This window comes from Geomonas limicola, from assembly GCF_014193675.1.
GTDB lineage: Bacteria > Desulfobacterota > Desulfuromonadia > Geobacterales > Geobacteraceae > Geomonas > Geomonas limicola.
Window position 1 is genome coordinate 125,020 of record NZ_BLXZ01000003.1, and the last position, 17,402, is coordinate 142,421.

A 17,402-nucleotide genomic window follows, 5' to 3' on the forward strand; every position below is an offset into this window, starting at 1 on the left:
GCTTATGCTCCTTTTACGAGGGTACCGATCGACTCGCCGCAGACGACGCGGCAGACGTTGCCGTCGGTCGTCACATCGAAGACGATGATCGGAAGACTGTTGTCCATGCAGAGCGAGATGGCAGTGGCGTCCATGACCTGAAGCCCCTTTTTCAGGACGTCGATATAGTCGAGGGTCTGGTACTTGGTGGCGCTGGCATCCTTGGCCGGGTCGGCGGAGTAGACACCGTCCACCTTGGTCCCCTTGAGGATCACGTCGGCACCGATCTCCATGGCCCTGAGGCTCGCGGCGGTGTCGGTGGTGAAGTAGGGGTTGCCGGTGCCGGCACCGAAGATGACCACCCTGCCCTTTTCCAGGTGACGGATGGCGCGGCGGCGGATGTAGGGTTCGGCCACCTCGGCCATCCCCAGGGCCGACTGCACCCGGGTATCCACGCCGACCTTCTCGAGGGCGTCCTGCATGGCGAGCGAGTTGATCATGGTGGCGAGCATCCCCATGTAATCGGCGCTGGCACGGTCCATCCCCTTCGAGGAGGCAGCCAGGCCGCGGAAGATGTTGCCGCCGCCGATCACCAGCGAGAGCTGTACGCCGAGTTCCACGACGCGTTTCACCTCGCGGGCGATGGTCGTGATGGTTTTCGGGTCGATGCCGTAGCCCTGATCGCCCCCCAGCGCCTCGCCGGAGAGTTTCAGGAGCACTCTTTTGTAATAGGGTTCTGCCATCGTGTTCACCTGAGAATGCTGCTGTTGTGAGACGGCTCTATGTCCTACGTTCTACGTTACAACCGCGCGGACGACTGTTTTAACGTAGAACCTAGAACGTAGAACGTAGAACCTGATGTGGGGGGGCAAAAAAAAGAGCCGCCCATTTTCATGGCCGGCTCTGTGGGTTGCGTTACACGCCGGCCGCCGCGGCGACCTCTGCCGCGAAGTCGCTTTCCTTCTTGGCCAAGCCCTCGCCGAGCACGAAGCGTGCGAAACGCCGGATGCTCATGTTCTCGCCGATGTTGGAGATGGTCTCGTTGAGCAGGGTCTGGACAGTCTTGTCCGGGTCCTTCACATAGTTCTGCTCCATGAGGCAGATGTCTGCGTAGAACTTGTTGATCTGCCCCTCGATGATCTTCTCGACGATGGCGTCGGGCTTGCCGCTCTCTTTCGCCTTGGCGCGGTAGATGTCCTTCTCGCGCTCGAGGAGCTCGGCCGGAACTTCTTCACGACGTACGAACTGCGGCGCGGCAGCAGCGATGTGCATGCCGATGTCCTTCACGAAGGCCTGGAAGTTTTCGTTCTTGGCCACGAAGTCGGTTTCGCAGTTCACTTCCACCAGGACGCCGATCTTGCCGCCGGCGTGGATGTAGGAGCCGACCAGACCTTCGGTAGCAGCACGGCCGGCCTTCTTGGAAGCGGCGGCGAGCCCTTTCTTGCGCAGGTAGTCGATCGCCTTCTCGTGGTCGCCAGCGGTCTCGGTGAGGGCCTTTTTGCAGTCCATGAGGCCGGCGCCGGTTACTTTCCTCAGTTCGTTTACCATTGCAGCGGTGATGCTCATCAGTATCCTCCGTCCGAAACTCCCTCCGCCCGGAGACGGGGGAGCTCGAAGTTAGTTATTTAGCTGTTCAAAGGGTTCCGACAGGGACGAGTCCTTAGGCCTCGCCGGCGGTCTCTTCCACGACCTCTTCGGCCACGGCGGTGAACTCTTCCTCGGCACCGGTCTGCAGGCGAGCCTGACGGGCCTGAACGCCTTCCAGAACCGCGTCGGCCATTTTGCCGGTCAAAAGGCGGATGGCGCGGATCGCGTCGTCGTTGCCCGGGATGACGTAGTTGATGTCGTCCGGATCGCAGTTGGTGTCGACGATGGCGACAACCGGGATACCCAGTTTCTTCGCTTCGCTGACGGCGATCTCTTCGTTTTTCGGGTCAACTACGAACAGGACGCCCGGCAGTTTGCCCATCCCCTTGATGCCGCCCAGGGTCTTCTCAAGCTTCTCGCGCTCTTTGCCGAGTTTGAGCTGCTCTTTCTTGGTGTAAGCCTCGATGGTGCCGTCGGCGATCATGGCATCCAGACGCTTGAGGCGATCGATGCTCTGCTTTACGGTGGAGAAGTTGGTCAGCATGCCGCCCAGCCAACGCTCGTTCACGTAGTACTGGTTGCAACGCTGTGCCTCTTCGGCCACGGAATCCTGAGCTTGCTTCTTGGTACCGACGAACAGGACGGTCTCGCCAGCCTGGGCGGAGTCGGCCACGAAGCTGTAAGCGCCTTTGAACAGACGCACGGTCTTCTGCAGGTCGATGATGTAGATACCGTTACGTGCGCCGAAGATGTACGGCTTCATTTTCGGGTTCCATCTCTTGGTCTGGTGACCGAAATGGACACCCGCTTCCAGCAGTTCTTTCATGGTGATGTTCGACATTTCTTTCTCCTTTGGTTTTCCCTCCGCCACCCAGACTGCCGGAACCCGCATTGCGGGCACCACCGGCTAGGAAGAGATGGCGTGCGAATTTTAAACAGCGAACTTATATAGCACAGGATACCGGGGTTGGCAAGGGCATTTTGGACAAGCGGACTTCCTATCTCTGCGTGGAGGGCTCAACAGGAATGCCTGATTCGGGCCCCCTCTCCCCCTGCGGGAGAGCTTTCCATGTGAGCTCTACCCCGGAAGCGCCGGCGTCTTCGAGCGTTCCTCGGCGAGGCGCCAGAAGGCCTGGACGCTTGGGCGCTGCAGGGTGCGCTTGCTGGTGCACAGGCCGACCACGTACGGCTCCAGACGGGGCGCCTGGGAGAGGACCGCCACCTCGTCGCGAAACGGGCTCTTCTCGAGTACCAGTTCCGGCACGATCCCCACACCGCATCCCAAGCGGACCATGGCGATGATCGCCTCGTTGCCGGAGACCTCGGAGGTGATATTGGGGGTGATGCGCTGCTCCTTGAGCCAGATATCCAGGCGCTGCCGGGAGAGCCCCGTTTGGGGGAGCACCAGGGGGGCACGGGCCAGGTTGAGGCGCCCCTCGCACAGCCAGTCCGAGGTTAAAACCTGGCGTTTGAGGGCGATGAAGACCAGCGGGATGGTAACGATGGGGAGAAACTCGATGCGCGAGCGCTGCCGGTCGGGGAGTGCCGCCACCGCGAGATCGATCTCTCCGCTTTGCACCTGGGCCACGGCCTGCTCGGCTGCCCCGGTCCTTAGTTCCAGCTGCACCTCGGGGAACCTGTCCCGGTAGGATTCCAGAAGCTGCGGCAACAGGCTGTACACCGCGGTGATCGAGGCATAGATGGAGAGCGTGCCGGCCACCGACTGCTCGCTCTTGCTGGCGGCACGGAAGGTCTGCCACTCCTGCAGCGCGAGCCGGGCATAGGCCCGGAAGCGTTCGCCGGCAGCCGAAAGGGTGACGGTGCGGTTGTCGCGCAGGAACAACGGCTGTTCCACCTCCTCTTCCAGGCGCTGGATGGTGCGGGTGAGCGCCGAGGGGCTCAGGTTGCAGGCCTGGCTCGCCCGCCCGAAGTGGCGCAGCTCGGCCACGGTGAGAAAGATTTCCATTTCGCGGATGTCCATGGGTGACTCTCCTGAAGCTAGGTAGGGAACTGGCAATTCTTATGCGCTGCCGGCACAACGTGGACAGGAAGGTGTCTTCACCGCAAATGCAGGGGAACAGGCACCTGGCGGAGCCAGTCCCCTCAAGAAGACTCCCCACTCTTGCGTATCACGCAACACAATATGCACAATAATTCAATTTACGCAACGAACAAATTAGTATACATTCGCCTGCACTGAAACTACCAGCAACCATCACCACCTACATAAAGAGGAGATCAGCAATGGGTCAGAACTATTTCAACACGCTGCCGCTGCGCCGCCAGCTGCAGGAGCTGGGTACCTGCCGTTTCATGGATGCCTCCGAGTTCGCCAACGGCTGCGACTACGTGAAGGGCAAGAAGATCGTCATCGTCGGGTGTGGCGCCCAGGGGCTCAACCAGGGGCTCAACATGCGCGACTCCGGCCTGGACATCTCCTACACCCTGCGCGACGAGGCGATTGCCCAGAAACGCCAGTCCTACCAGAACGTCGTGAACAACGGCTTCAAGGTGGGGACCTACGCTGAAATGCTCCCCACTGCCGACATCGTCATGAACCTCACCCCGGACAAGCAGCACAGCGCCGTGGTGGCGAGCGTCATCCCCTTCATGAAAGAAGGCGCCGTGTTCACCTACGCCCACGGCTTCAACATCGTCGAGGAAGGCACCCAGATCCGCAAGGACCTCACCGTCATCATGGTGGCCCCGAAGTGCCCGGGTACCGAGGTGCGCGAGGAGTACAAGCGCGGCTTCGGCGTACCGACCCTGATCGCCGTGCACGGGGAGAACGACCCGAAGTGTGATGGCCTGGAGATCGCCAAGGCTCTCGCCTCCGCCCAGGGTGGCGACCGCGCCGGTGTGCTGGAATCCTCCTTCATCGCCGAGGTGAAATCGGACCTGATGGGCGAGCAGACCATCCTGTGCGGCATGCTGCAGGCCGGCGCACTTCTGTGCTTCGACAAGATGGTGCAAAACGGCATCGGCGCCCCCTACGCCGTCAAGCTCATCCAGTTCGGCTGGGAGACCATCACTGAGGCGCTGAAGCACGGTGGCATCACCAACATGATGGACCGCCTCTCCAACCCGGCTAAGCTGGTCGCCTACAAGCTGGCGGAAGAGCTCAAAGAGATCATGCGCCCCCTGTTCTGGAAACACATGGACGACATCATGAGCGGCGAATTCTCCCGCACCATGATGGAGGACTGGGCGAACAACGACGTGAAACTGCTGACCTGGCGCGAGGAGACCGGCAAGACCGCCTTCGAGCAGACCGAGGCAGCCGGCGAGATCTCCGAGCAGGAGTACTTCGACAAGGCGATCATCATGGTCGCCATGGTGAAGGCCGGCGTGGAGCTCGCCTTCGAGACCATGGTGGAATCCGGCATCGAGCCGGAGAGCGCCTACTACGAGTCGCTGCACGAGACCCCGCTCATCGCCAACACCATCGCACGCAAGAAACTCTACGAGATGAACCGGGTCATCTCCGACACCGCCGAGTACGGCTGCTACCTGTTCGCCCACGCCTGCGTGCCGCTCTTGAAGGACTTCATGGCCAAGGTCGGCACCGACGTGATCGGCAAAGGGCTCGACCTTGCCGACAACAGCGTGGACAACACCCTCCTGGTGGCGGTGAATGCCGACATCCGCAGCCATCTCGTCGAGGAAGTGGGTCAGGAACTGCGCGCCGCCATGAAAGGTATGAAGCGCATCGTCTAGTGACCGGGCAGACTCTGCGGCGGTAACGCCGACTCACGGGGAGTGACGGGAATCTCACTGCAGACTTGAGAGAGCCGCTTTTCCCGGCACTGCCGGCCGTACCGGAAGGACCAGAACGACAGAAGGGCCAAGTCGATTGACTTGGCCCTTTTTTTTACAGGCAGCGTTATTGCCAGTTGTTTTCGAAGTTGTAAAATTCTGTAAATCAGTACCTCGCACTTCACATAGCACCCCAACCTGTGTCAGTACCCCCGTTGGGGCCTGTGAGTGAGGATCGATCGACATAGATTAGGTTTTACACCCAGACACTTATATCCAGTTCAATGATTCAGGAGTAGCAAGCCATGACGGCTCCCTCTCCAGCAAGGAGTGTTTAAAAGGCAACACCACAGCAGAGGCACCTAGGTTTACCTCTACACGCCGTGCTGCCCACCCCTTACGGGCGCACCAGCCGGAACGCCCACAGCCGCCGCCATCGGACACCGGGCGGCGGCACCCGGGCGTGGAAGCTGCTCCTCTCACGAGGAGAACCACGATGAGAACGAGAACGTTTCAGCTGGGACTCATGCTCGCCATGCTGCTGATCGAGGTAACGACAGCCCGGGCGAGTGTCCTGGTCCCGCAAACCGCAGTTCCGGGGGCCTGCATCCCCCAATTCGCCGTCTCGCTGCCGGTCTTCGGCCCAGCGGGGAGCCAGCCCCGGGTCAATACCAGGCAGCATCCCCTGGTCACCATCGAGATGAAGGAAACCAGGCAGCAGATCCTGCCGACCGACGCGTCCGCCTATCCCGCGAGCTATTTCGACAGTATCAACCAGGTACCAGCCCCCTGCCCTGCAGTAAACATCCAGGAAACCCAGATCTGGGCCTACGAGACGACGGACTCGCTCACCGGGAAACTGCTGGGTCCGGCACGCTGGCCCGCGGTCACCCTGGACTCGACCCGCTCGAATCCGACCATGGTCCAGTACGTGAACAACCTTCCTCCCTTCAACTACTCAAACCAGAGCGGCACGAGCTTCGTGGACGGCCTGGTCCAGGGTCTGATCACCATCGACCAGACCAACCTCTGGGCTGACCCGCTCGCCATGGCCTGCCATTCCCGGATTCCGCCGGTCAACTGCGTGCAGAACCCCGACGACGCCTGCTGCCGGCCGTTCGTGGGCCCGGCGCCGACCGTACCGCACCTGCACGGTGCCGAGGTGCCACCCGGCTTTGACGGCGGCCCCACCGCCTGGTTCACCCCCGACGGCCGCAAGGGGCCGGAGTTCAAGACCCTGGGACGCCCCGGGCCCGGCAAGGCGGTCTACCTCTACAACAACAGCCAGGAGCCCGGCACCCTCTGGTTCCACGATCACAACCTGGGCGCCACCCGCGGCGGGGTCTACAGCAGCCTGGCGGGGTTCTACCTGTTGCGCGACTCTGCCAAGGAACCCAAGCGGCTCCCCGGCGACGCCTACGAGATCGAGATGGTCTTCCAGGACCGCCAGTTCGACACCAACAGCCAGGTCTTCTTCCCGGACGGCAGCGGCAGCGACGTCGCCACCAGCAACCTGAACGGCCCCCCCACCAACCCCGACGTCCACCCGTTCTGGATCCCCGAGTTCATCGGAGACGTCTCTATCGTGAACGGCGCCCCCTGGCCGGTCCTCAAGGTGGAACCGCGCCGCTACCGTTTCCGCCTCTTAAACGGCGCCAACGCCCGGGTCTACCGGCTCAGTTTCGGTGCTCCGACCTACCAGATCGTGGCCGACGCCGCCTACCTCGACGCACCGGTTGCCGTAAGCCAGGTCTTCATCGCGCCGGGGGAACGCGCCGACATCATCGTCGATTTCAGCAAGTTCGCCGGCAAGACCATCACCGTCTCCAACGATGCCCCCGTCCCCTTCCCGGACGGTCTCTACCCCGTGCCGCACCCGGGCCTCGACCTGAACGGGAACCCGGTCACCCTGCCGGCGGACCAGCCCCAGATGGCGAGCATCATGCGGTTCGTGGTAGCCAGAAGCTGCGTTGCCAAGGACACCAGCTGCGACCCGGCGCAGGGGCAGTGCCAGCGCCCCACACCGGTCCTCAAGCTGACTGACGGTAACGGCGGCATCGCCCGCGGCGTCAAGGTCGACAAGGTACGTCAGCTCATCCTCAAGGAGCATGGCGGAGCGGGAGGCCCGATCGAGGTGCTGCTCAACAACACCAATTTCGACGGGATGATCCTGAACCAGATGTCGCCGAACCTTCCCGCCGACGGCATCAGCGAGGCGCCGAGGGTAGGCTCCATCGAGATGTGGGAGATCATCAACCTGACCGCCGACGCGCACCCGATCCACACGCACCTGGTGCAGTTCGAGATCATGAACCGTGAATCCTTCGACATGGACGGGACCATGGGATCCGGCATCCCGGGAGGCTACATCGGCTACGACGACGGGGTCTCCCCGCGCATCCCCGGTGCCTGGCCGAAGGCCTACTCGCCGGTGGTCAATTCGCCGCTTTGCTTCAACGTCGATCCCAACCCGGCGGACGACCCCTTCAACCCGTGCCCCGGCTTCGGGCCGCCGCTCCCCTACAACAACAACGGCCGGACCACGACGGTCAACGGGAACAAGGTAGCCGTGGTTGGCGGTAACCCTGACGTCGCGCCCTACCTGTTGCACGACGCGACCCCGCCGCCAGCCGAGGAGGCAGGTCTCAAGGACACCGCGAAGTCGATTCCGGGACAGGTGATGCGTGTCCTGATGCGTTTTGCTCCCACCGGGGTGCCGCTCACACCGAACAAGTCGCTGGCCGGGGTGAACCTGTACCCCTTCGATCCCACCCAGGGGCAGTACGTCTGGCACTGCCACATCCTGGACCATGAAGACAACGACATGATGCGTCCCTACAAGGTCGTCAAGTAGGGGCCCTCCGCAGCAGGAAGTCAGAGTCGGGGAGGCGGCAGGCGCTGCCTCCCCCTTTTTTTGTGCCCCCTCTTCACTTCTTGACGACAGGTCCGCAAAAGAAGTACAAATGACGACGTCTGAGAGCTCAACAAGGGGGAAAGCTTGCGATTCCTCCGCCCCCTATCGGGTATTTTCTCAACCTCAACCTTAACCTCGACCTCTCTTTTTCGGAGCCAGCATGACCTCACCCAGCGAGCAGCAGGGGACCGTCCTCATCGTGGAAGACGACCGCAATACCGCGGCGCTGGTGGCGGCCTACCTGGGGAAGGAGGGGTTTGCGACCGTGCAGGTGCACGACGGCGCCGAGGCGGTCGCCGCCGCCCGGGCCGCAGAGCCGGTCTTCGTGATCCTCGACGTCATGCTCCCCAACCTGGACGGCTGGGAGATCTGCCGTCAGCTGCGCGAGGACTCCGACGTGCCGATCCTCATGCTCACCGCTCGCGAGGAGGAGGGGGACCGGGTGTCGGGGCTTGCCATGGGTGCCGACGACTACGTGGTAAAGCCCTTCAGCCCCCGTGAGCTGGTGGAGCGGGTCAAGGCGATCCTGCGCCGCAGCCAGCGCCCCGCACCGCGTCCCGCGCGGGTTTTGAGCTGGATCGGCCTCGAGCTCGATGCAGAGAAGCGCAAGGTCGCCTGCAACGGCCGCCCCATCACCCTCACCTCTTCCGAGTTCAAGATCCTGCAGGCCCTTTTGACCGCGCCGGGACGCGCCTTCTCCCGCGAGGAACTCCTCCAGCACTGCTACCCCGGCGGCGAGGTGGTCATCGACCGGGTCATCGACGTCCATGTGGGGAAGCTGCGCCAAAAGATCGAGGATGACCCGGCGCACCCGCGCTACATCCAGACCGTACGCGGTCACGGCTACCGGTTACGCGATGAAAACGACCAGTAAGGACGCCATGAAGACTCCCGAAGGGAAGCAGCTGCGCCAGCGCCTGCTCTGGAAGCTGCTCTTCAGCCACATCATACCGCTGGTCGCCATCACCGTGGTGGTGGTCTGGCTGAAGGTCGACCGGCTGGCCACCGACTACTACCGCGAGCTGTTGTCGGTCCACAAGGTCTCCCCCCTCGAGGCCCACCGCGCGTTTCTGGACGGAATCCACCACTACCTGATCTGGGGCACCGTGATCGCCCTCTGCCTCTCGGCACTGCTGAGCTACGCCCTGATCACCTGGACCTTGCGGCCGCTTCTGCAGATGTCGGCGCTCACCCGCCAGGTGGCCGGCGGCAACTACTCGGAGCGCGTCCCGGTGGCCTCGCGCTACGAGGGGGGACAACTCGCCACGGCGTTCAACGAGATGGCCGACAAGCTCGAGGGGATCGAACAGCTCAGAAAGAACATGGTCGCCGACATCTCGCACGAACTGCGCACGCCGCTCACCAACCTGCGCGGCTACCTCGAGGCCCTGAGCGATGCGGTGATCCCGCCCACGCCGGAGACCTTCCGGATGCTGGAGCAGGAGGTGCTGCGCCTGGTGCACCTGGTCGAAGACCTGCAGCAGCTCGCCAAGGCCGAGGCGGCCCGCTCCTTTCTCGACTGCCGGGAGATCTCCCTCAACCAGCTGCTCGGGCAGATCATGGACCTCTACCGCCCCAACTTCCAGGAGAAGGAGCTCGAGGTGCACTGGGATCTCGACCCCGGCAGCGACCGGGTAACGGGGGACCCCGAGAAACTCCTGCAGGCGATCCGCAACCTTGCCGACAACGCCTGGAAGTACACGCCGGCAGGTGGCCGGGTAACCATCAGCACCCGGGTGGCCGAGGGGGAGATCAGGACCGTCTTCAGCAACACCGGCGCCGGCATCGCGGAGCAGGACCTCCCCGTTCTTTTCGAGCGTTTCTTCCGCGCCGACCGCTCCCGCTCCCGCGACGCCGGGGGGGCCGGCATCGGCCTTTCCATCGTCAAGGAACTCATCGAAGCGCACGGCGGCCAGGTGGGAGCCGAAAGCGACGGCAACGAGACCCGCATCTGGTTCAGCCTCCCCCTCTAACTTCTCGCCCTACCACCTTTTCCCCGCAGGTTCTTTACCAAAACTTTACAAGCGCACCTCGAGCTTCTGCGCTATCCTTTCTCCCGCACCCGCTCATTGGAACCAAGCCTTTTGCATTTTCATTGAAAAGGCGGGTTTTGCAGCGGGGCGAGGTGAGTCGTCGACTCACGCCGGCACCGGTTTCGGCAGCTGCCTCACGGTGCGGTACACCACTTCCAGGGGAGAACCACGAATGAGCAAGATACTTTTTGTCACGGCACCCTATCACTGCTGGGGGGTCCAGGTCGTCGGCAACTGGCCGCCGCTGCACATGGCCTACCTCGCCGGCGTGGCCCTGGAGACGGGGCATGAGGCACGGATCTACGATGCCATGAACAAGAACAAGTCGTTCGATGACATCCGGGAAGAGATCGTGCGTTACCAGCCGGACTTCGTGATGACGCTCGACTACCTGCCGGTGACCGGTGCCATCAGCACCGCGACCATCCCCGACTCCCTGAAGATCCTCGACATCGCCAAGGAGATCAACCCCGCCATCACGACCCTTTTGGGCGGGCCGCACCCGACCTTCATGTACCGGGAGATCTTCGAACCGGCCGAGAGCAACGTCGACTACATCCTGGTCGGGGAGATGGAGCGCACCCTCCAGCAACTCCTCACCGCTCTTCCCGAGGGGACGGCCGCCATGAAGCAGACCAAGGGGATCGCCTTCAAGCAGGAGGGCGAGGTCAAGGTGAACCCCAAGCAGCCCCACATCGAGAACCTGGACGAGCTGAAGCCGGCCTGGCACCTTCTGGACTGGAAGGATTACCAGTACCAGGTGGAACCCTGCGGCACCATGGCCTCCATCCTCACCTCGCGCGGCTGCGACATGCAGTGTGCCTTCTGCAGCCAGCGCATGTTCTGGAACGAGGACTGGCGCTGCCGCAAGCCGGAGCCCGTCGTCGAAGAGATGAAGATGCTGATCGATACCTACGGCGTCAAGTTCTTCACCCTGATCGACGCCTACCCGACCAAGCACCGCGCCCGCTGGGAGAAGTTCCTCGACCTGGTGATCGAGGCGAACCTGGGCGTGCACCTCCTGATCGAGACCCGCGTCGAGGACATCATCCGCGACGAGGACATCCTGCACAAGTACCGCGAGGCCGGGATCATCCACATCTACATCGGTGCCGAGAGCGCCGACAAGGACACCCTGAACAGCCTGAACAAGGGGACCAGCTTCGAGCAGAACAAGCAGGCGCTCGATCTCTGCCGCGAGGCAGGCATCATCACCGAGGCCTCCTTCATGATCGGCTTCCCCAACGAGACCTGGGACTCCATCGAGAACACCATCGCCTCCGCCAAGTACCTGAACCCGGACATCGCCGTGTTCCCGGTGGTGACCCCGATGCCCTTCACCCCGATCCACGCCGAGATGAAGGACCGCATCCGGGTCTGGGACTACTCCCAGTACAACCTGGTGACCCCGATCGTCGAGCCTTACGAGATGACCATGGACGAGATCACCCAGGCACTCGGGACCTGCTACATGCGCTTCTACGGCAACAAGATGCAGGAGATCATCGACCTCGATGAAGGGTTCAAGCGCAGGTACATGCTGTCGGCCTTCATGCTGATGATGAAGGACCACGGCAACAAGTTCGACTTCGCCGGTTCCGGGATGCCGACCCATTTCAGCTTCGACGGCTCCGACGACCACCCGATGCTCGCCAAGATGAAGGAGATGGGGAAGATGGCGGGGAAAAAGTGCAGGGAACACTAGAGGCAATGGACAATTGACGATGGACGATTGACCATTTTTTTCGGTCGAGGCTGGTATCTGCCACGACAGGGTTGCCCTGCTGATAACAGACCGTTCTGAAGAAAAAAGCCGGATCAGGAGCGCTCAGCGCAGCTTGATCCGGCTTTTCCTTTTCGTATAAAAAGGCGCCCCGAAAGGCGCCTTTTCCGTGTTCGTTCGAGCTACTCCGGGTTCAGCCGATCCGGCCGGCCAGCTGCTCCTCACCGCCGGCCTGGGACTGGCGTGCCACCTGGGCGACCTGGCACTCCTCGAGGAGCGAGGCGATCAGGTGCGCGGAGGGTTTTATCACCTCCTCGTCGGTCCAGTACGACCCATGGTTTGCCGGGTTCCAGGCGGTGAGCAGGTTTCCGGCACTCACCTCGATGTCCTCGGATACCGTTTCCGAGTAGATCATGCTGAGCGGCTTGAGCGGCCAGGCGAGGACGTCGTCGGCATCGTAGAAGTTGAGCCACTTGGCCCTTTTGCGCAGGTTCTGGGGAAGTCCCGCCGGCGGAAAGTCGATGCAGGCGACAGGGTCGTGGGCCAGGGTGAAGAGCGGGATGCTGCTTCCCAAGGTGACCAGCCCCGCGAGTGTCTCCATCCGCTCGAAGGGGGAGCCGCCGAAACGCTCGGGGTCCTTGCCATGCTGACGGTCCCAGATGTAGTCGGAGATGAACACCGAACCGAGCGAATGGGCCAGTACCACCAGCGGCCTGTCCTCCCCCCCCAGCTTGCTCTTGAGCGCAAGGAGCGCCTGGTGCACCAGGGTGTGGATCCTGGCATACACGTTGTTGCGACTGCACTGTCCCTGCTGGTAGGCGGTCGTGTTCCCGAAGCCGTTGATGAAGAACTTGCGCAGCTTGGTCCAGTTCAGGTCGTTGCGGGCCGACAGGTCGACCCAGAGCTGATTTTCCCGCGGCGAGAGTACCGGTGCCCAGAACACCACCTCCCAGGCGACATCGTCCCGGTCGTAGCCCCGGCCGGAAAGCCGCTCGCGCAGATGGTGGATCGCGTCGTGTGCATAATCGTCCTGGGTGTCTCCCATGCCATGGATGAAAAGTACGCCGAGTTTCTTGTTCATAACATCCCCCTCTGCCCCGATTCCTGCCCGGTGAGACTTAATAGTTTTATGTATTCTAATGTGCCTGTACAATATACCGTGCAGTGCCTGCTCTGCAAGTTACAGCGCTCCCGTTTCCCTGAACCAGGTCAGTCTCCTCCCGAAACAAAAAGAGCGCCGCCTGCCCTTAATGGCAAACGCCGCTCTCTTTGTCGTGTCACTGTTTCAGTGAGGTTTCCGGGACGGCACCGTGGTACACAGCGTCACACCAGACCCCGGCGGACCCTAGCCGCGTACCGCCACCTCGCTCAAGAACCTCAGCATGAGTGGGGTAGGCTCCCCGGTGAGGGTCACGTACTCCTCTATGGCTCGGCCCAGCAGGAAGACCGCCTCGTGCCGGGCGTCCATGTGGATGACCGTCTCAGCTTCGAAGCGGGAAGGCTTCTCCAGTCCGTCCCTCTTTTTGGTGGCAGGGCGCAGGATCTCGAAGAGCGAGGCCACCTTTTCCGCCAGTCCCAGCTGCCCCTTCTTGAGCTCGTTCAGCTGTACCAGGATCTCTTCCGCAGCGCCGGCCAGGGTAATCGCCGAGAACAGGTCGCCTTTGGCGAAAAACAGTTCCAGCGCCGTTTCGATCTGCCCCTGCGCGATCTCCTGCTTGGAATACTTTCTGATGTCCATAGTTCCTCCGCTGCCTGCCCCGAATCGGGATTGCAGTGCGGCAATGGTAACAAAAAAAGGGTCGAATCCCAAAGGAGACGACCCTTTTTAACTGCTCGAAAACCGGCTGTTAGGCCTTGGTCACCACAACCTTCAGGTTGGCGGTGACTTCCGGGTGGAGCTTCACGGCAGCGGTGTACTCGCCCAGCTGCTTGATCGGCTCGGCCAGCACGATGCGCTTACGGTCAATTTCAACGCCCTGGGCCTTGAGCTGCTCGGCCAGTTCCATGTTGGTGACGGCACCGAACAGCTTGTCGTCAGCACCGGACTGGTGGGCAAGGGTCAGGGTGATAGCTTCGATCTTGGTTGCAACAGCCTTGGCTGCCTCGAGAACGCGGTTTTTCTTGTACTCCAGGTGCTTCTTGGCGTGAGCCAGAGCCTTGGCGTTCTTCTCGGTAGCCTCGATGGCGAACCCTTTGGGGAGCAGGTAGTTCCTGGCGTAGCCCGGAGCAACCTTGACGACGTCACCGATGTGGCCCAGATTCTCGACGTTTTCCTGCAGAATAACCTTCATGAAATGCCTCCTAGCCTGATTGATTTACAGGTTTTGCGGGTTTTTTGGGGTCCTGAAATCACCCCAGAGATCGAAAATGCCCAGCACCGCCACCGCCAGCGCCATGAGGGGCTGGAAGATCAGGAGCAGGACGACGAACATACGGATAAAGACCGGAGCCTTGTAGCTGGCGAACAGGTGGCTCAGCACTGCGCACCCCTGCACAAGGTAGAGGGTGCTGAGAACGATCAGCACGTTGAGCGACGCCAGGTGGACCTGGCTCTGCTCGATAAGCATCGCGAAACCGGCCACGATCAAAAGCCAGACAAGCGGCTCCGGATTTTTGTACTTCCTGAAGTTTCCCAGGTAGACCGGCACCCGGTTGCGTGCCGCCACCTTTGAGACCAGCACCAGGTTCGCCATGGCGATCATGCCGAGCGCCACGGTGACCAGCGCAGGATAGATCGTCACGATCAGCGTCCCGGCCTGGTGCATCGATTCGTTGAGCGCCTTGAGTTCCTGCCCCGCCACCCCCGCCTTCTCGTACATCTTGGCGGTCTGGCTGATGCTCGCTTCCACGCCCCGGACCACCTTGGCATGCAGGTCGGCACCGGTGAGGTAGCCGTACAGCCCGGCGGTAATGGCGATGCAGCCCAGGTTGATGGCGACTGCGTAGACGATGGAGCGGGCGCCCCCCTTGATCCGGATCAGGAACTCGGAGAGTGCCACGGCCAGGATGCCGGCCTGCAGCAGGTAGATCACCGTCGAGGCCGGGTCGGCAACCACGGTGAGGAGCAGCGCGCTGGCGATCACGATCGAGAGACCGACCCAGCGCCCCTGCTTCAGCGCATAGTAGATCCCGGGGGCGGCAGCGAAGCAGCCGGGGATCAGGCCGATGACAGGGATCAGCAGAAACGCAAGAAAGAGCGCCGCCGAAGCGACGCTCCCCTTGATGACGTCAAGAATCCGCCCCTGCAACACAGGGTTGCCAGCGAGCGACACAGATTAAGCGGTTGCGTGGCTGCCCGCGATGGGGAGCAGCGCGATGTTCCTGGCGCGCTTGATCGCCTCGGTAATCTCCCTCTGGTGCTTGGAGCAGTTACCCGAGATGCGGCGCGGAATGATCTTGCCGCGCTCGGAAACGAAGTAACGAAGCGTGCGGGGATCTTTGTAATCGATGGACACCTGCTTGTCTGCGCAGAAGCGGCAGACTTTGCGGCGCTGGAACGGACGTTTTTTGCGGGGGCCGCTGGTCGGCCTGCCCTGGGGTGCTCTTTCGTCAGCCATTGCTTATCCCTCCGTAGTAGTTTCGGCCGGAGCCTCGGTCACTTCTGCGGTCGCCTCTACGGCTTCCTCGGTCCCTTCCTCGGCAGCTTTCACCGGAGCGGCGGCCGGAGCCACGACTTCAGTTTCCAGCTTGACGCTCTGGTAACGGATGACCTTGTCGTCCAGACGCAGACGGCGCTCCAGTTCGGCGATCAGTGCGGAGTCGCCGTCGAAGCGGAGGTAGAAGTAACGGCCACGGGGGTTCTTGTTGATCGGGTAAGCCAGTTTCCTGACGCCCCAGTCCTCGAGCCTCTTGAAATCGCCGTTCATGCTGGCGATGATGTCCTGAACCTTGGTGGAGAGCCCTTTCAGCTCTTCGTCACCGAGGTCCGGCTGGACGATGTAGATCGTCTCGTACATCCTCATGGTAATGCCTCCTCACGGTTATTGAGCCCCGGGTCCGGCCCGGAGCAAGGAGATACGGCAGGCTATGCCGTTCTGGTGGAACAACGTTCTTTACTACAGATGATGTCGCTTGACAAGAAAAAACCGAGTCAGCGGCGAAAAAGACCTACAAAAGGGCGTTACAGGCGGTTAGCGGGAGAATTGGCGTTGACAAAGCTGCCGGTCCCCTCACCCCGGCCCTCACCCCGGCCCTCTCCCGGAGGGCGAGGGAGGATCGGAATCCCCAGTCCCCAGTCCCCAGTCCCCAGTCCCCAGTCCCCAGTCCCCAGTCCCTAGCCCCTACCACCTGCCTCTACACATTGAACCTGAAGTGCATCACGTCGCCGTCCTGCACTACGTATTCCTTACCTTCCAGGCGCATCAGCCCCTTTTCCTTGGCACCCGACTCGCCGCCTGCGGCGATGTAGTCCTCGTAGGCGATCACCTCGGCACGGATGAAACCCTTCTCGAAGTCGGAGTGGATCACCCCGGCCGCACCGGGGGCCTTGGTCCCCTTGGTGATGGTCCAGGCACGCACTTCCTTGACCCCCGCGGTGAAGTAGGTGATGAGACCCAAAAGCTCGTAGCCGGAGCGGATCAGGCGATCGAGCCCGGACTCGGCGAGTCCCATCTCCTCAAGGAAGACCTGCTTCTCCTCGCCCTCGAGTTCGGAGATCTCGGCTTCGATGGAGCCGCAGATGAAGACCACGCCGTTACCTTCGCGGGCAGCCAGCTGGCGCACTTCTTCGACGTAGGGGTGCTTGCCGTCCAGGTCGTCTTCGGCCACGTTGGCGACGTAGAGCACCGGCTTTGCCGTCATCAGGTGCATGTCGCGCAGAATCAGCCGCTCGTCCTCGTTCTCGGCCAGGTCGCGGGGCGAGAGCCCCTTCTCCAGGGTCGACTTCACCTTGAGGCAGAACTCAACATCTTCCTTGGCCTTCTTGTCGCCGCTTCTGGCCTGCTTCTCGGTACGCTGCAACCGTTTCTCGACGGTATCGAGGTCGGCCAGAGCCAACTCGGTCTGGATCACCTCGATGTCGCGCACCGGGGAGACGCTGCCGTTTACGTGCACCACGTTCTCGTTCTCGAAGCAGCGCACCACGTGCAGGATGGCGTCCACCGAGCGGATGTGCCCCAGGAACTTGTTGCCCAACCCCTCGCCCTGGCTGGCACCCTTCACCAGCCCCGCGATGTCCAGGAACTCGATGGTGGTGGGGAGGATGCGCTCCGGATGCACGATCTCGGCAAGTTTATCCATGCGCGGGTCCGGCACCGAGACGATCCCCACGTTGGGGTCGATGGTGCAGAACGGGTAGTTGGCCGACTCGGCACCAGCCGAGGTGAGCGCGTTGAAGATGGTGGACTTGCCGACGTTGGGCAGACCGACGATGCCGCAGTTGAAACCCATGTTTGACCTCAATTGACAATTG

At 62.0% G+C, this 17,402-nt stretch carries 16 protein-coding genes; 5 read left to right on the forward strand and 11 right to left on the reverse strand.

The window, feature by feature from the left end:
• Positions 1 to 2: 2 nt before the first annotated feature.
• The 4 genes from pyrH to ilvY form a co-directional block, all read right to left on the reverse strand.
• Positions 3 to 722 carry a UMP kinase gene (gene pyrH, locus H7688_RS07690; protein ID WP_183360491.1) on the reverse strand — a complete coding sequence of 240 codons (720 nt, stop codon included), beginning with the start codon at positions 720 to 722 and terminating at the stop codon, positions 3 to 5.
• Between the two features lie 172 nt (positions 723 to 894).
• Positions 895 to 1,545, reverse strand: coding sequence for a translation elongation factor Ts (tsf, locus tag H7688_RS07695; protein ID WP_183355922.1), 651 nt, complete (start codon positions 1,543 to 1,545; stop codon positions 895 to 897).
• A gap of 94 nt (positions 1,546 to 1,639) precedes the next feature.
• The gene (gene rpsB, locus H7688_RS07700) at positions 1,640 to 2,407 is read right to left on the reverse strand and encodes a 30S ribosomal protein S2 (RefSeq protein ID WP_183360492.1); all 768 of its coding nucleotides are present in this window, start codon (positions 2,405 to 2,407) and stop codon (positions 1,640 to 1,642) included.
• A gap of 237 nt (positions 2,408 to 2,644) precedes the next feature.
• Positions 2,645 to 3,547, reverse strand: coding sequence for an HTH-type transcriptional activator IlvY (gene ilvY / locus H7688_RS07705; protein ID WP_183360493.1), 903 nt, complete (start codon positions 3,545 to 3,547; stop codon positions 2,645 to 2,647).
• Between the two features lie 263 nt (positions 3,548 to 3,810).
• Between ilvY and ilvC the strand changes: the two genes are divergently transcribed.
• The 5 genes from ilvC (at position 3,811) to H7688_RS07730 (ending at position 11,974) form a co-directional block, all read left to right on the forward strand.
• Positions 3,811 to 5,283 carry a ketol-acid reductoisomerase gene (gene ilvC, locus H7688_RS07710; RefSeq protein ID WP_183360494.1) on the forward strand — a complete coding sequence of 491 codons (1,473 nt, stop codon included), beginning with the start codon at positions 3,811 to 3,813 and terminating at the stop codon, positions 5,281 to 5,283.
• A 535-nt stretch (positions 5,284 to 5,818) separates the two neighbouring features.
• Positions 5,819 to 8,176 carry a multicopper oxidase domain-containing protein gene (locus H7688_RS22790; RefSeq protein WP_183360495.1) on the forward strand — a complete coding sequence of 786 codons (2,358 nt, stop codon included), beginning with the start codon at positions 5,819 to 5,821 and terminating at the stop codon, positions 8,174 to 8,176.
• 220 nt (positions 8,177 to 8,396) lie between these two features.
• Positions 8,397 to 9,110, forward strand: a complete 714-nt coding sequence (locus H7688_RS07720) for a response regulator transcription factor (protein ID WP_183360496.1) — start codon at positions 8,397 to 8,399, stop codon at positions 9,108 to 9,110.
• Positions 9,094 to 10,209, forward strand: a complete 1,116-nt coding sequence (locus H7688_RS07725; RefSeq protein WP_183360497.1) for a sensor histidine kinase — start codon at positions 9,094 to 9,096, stop codon at positions 10,207 to 10,209. The genes H7688_RS07720 and H7688_RS07725 overlap by 17 nt, the downstream gene beginning before the upstream one ends.
• Before the next feature lie 232 nt (positions 10,210 to 10,441).
• Positions 10,442 to 11,974, forward strand: a complete 1,533-nt coding sequence (locus tag H7688_RS07730) for a B12-binding domain-containing radical SAM protein (RefSeq protein ID WP_183360498.1) — start codon at positions 10,442 to 10,444, stop codon at positions 11,972 to 11,974.
• A gap of 211 nt (positions 11,975 to 12,185) precedes the next feature.
• On the opposite strand, the gene H7688_RS07735 is transcribed toward H7688_RS07730, so the two are convergent.
• The 7 genes from H7688_RS07735 to ychF form a co-directional block, all read right to left on the reverse strand.
• Entirely contained in the window at positions 12,186 to 13,073 is an 888-nt protein-coding gene (locus H7688_RS07735; protein ID WP_183360499.1) for a hypothetical protein, read from the reverse strand.
• A gap of 264 nt (positions 13,074 to 13,337) precedes the next feature.
• On the reverse strand, positions 13,338 to 13,730 hold the full coding sequence (locus H7688_RS07740; protein ID WP_183360500.1) for a hypothetical protein: 393 nt from the start codon (positions 13,728 to 13,730) through the stop codon (positions 13,338 to 13,340).
• Positions 13,731 to 13,839: 109 nt separating this feature from the next.
• Positions 13,840 to 14,283: a 50S ribosomal protein L9 gene (gene rplI, locus H7688_RS07745; protein WP_183360501.1), complete on the reverse strand. Its 444-nt coding sequence runs from the start codon at positions 14,281 to 14,283 to the stop codon at positions 13,840 to 13,842.
• A 24-nt stretch (positions 14,284 to 14,307) separates the two neighbouring features.
• Entirely contained in the window at positions 14,308 to 15,264 is a 957-nt protein-coding gene (locus tag H7688_RS07750) for a YybS family protein (protein WP_183360502.1), read from the reverse strand.
• A 3-nt stretch (positions 15,265 to 15,267) separates the two neighbouring features.
• Positions 15,268 to 15,549: a 30S ribosomal protein S18 gene (rpsR, locus tag H7688_RS07755; RefSeq protein WP_183360503.1), complete on the reverse strand. Its 282-nt coding sequence runs from the start codon at positions 15,547 to 15,549 to the stop codon at positions 15,268 to 15,270.
• 3 nt (positions 15,550 to 15,552) lie between these two features.
• Positions 15,553 to 15,954, reverse strand: a complete 402-nt coding sequence (rpsF, locus tag H7688_RS07760; RefSeq protein ID WP_183360504.1) for a 30S ribosomal protein S6 — start codon at positions 15,952 to 15,954, stop codon at positions 15,553 to 15,555.
• Between the two features lie 331 nt (positions 15,955 to 16,285).
• The gene (ychF, locus tag H7688_RS07765) at positions 16,286 to 17,380 is read right to left on the reverse strand and encodes a redox-regulated ATPase YchF (protein WP_183360505.1); all 1,095 of its coding nucleotides are present in this window, start codon (positions 17,378 to 17,380) and stop codon (positions 16,286 to 16,288) included.
• Positions 17,381 to 17,402: the final 22 nt, after the last annotated feature.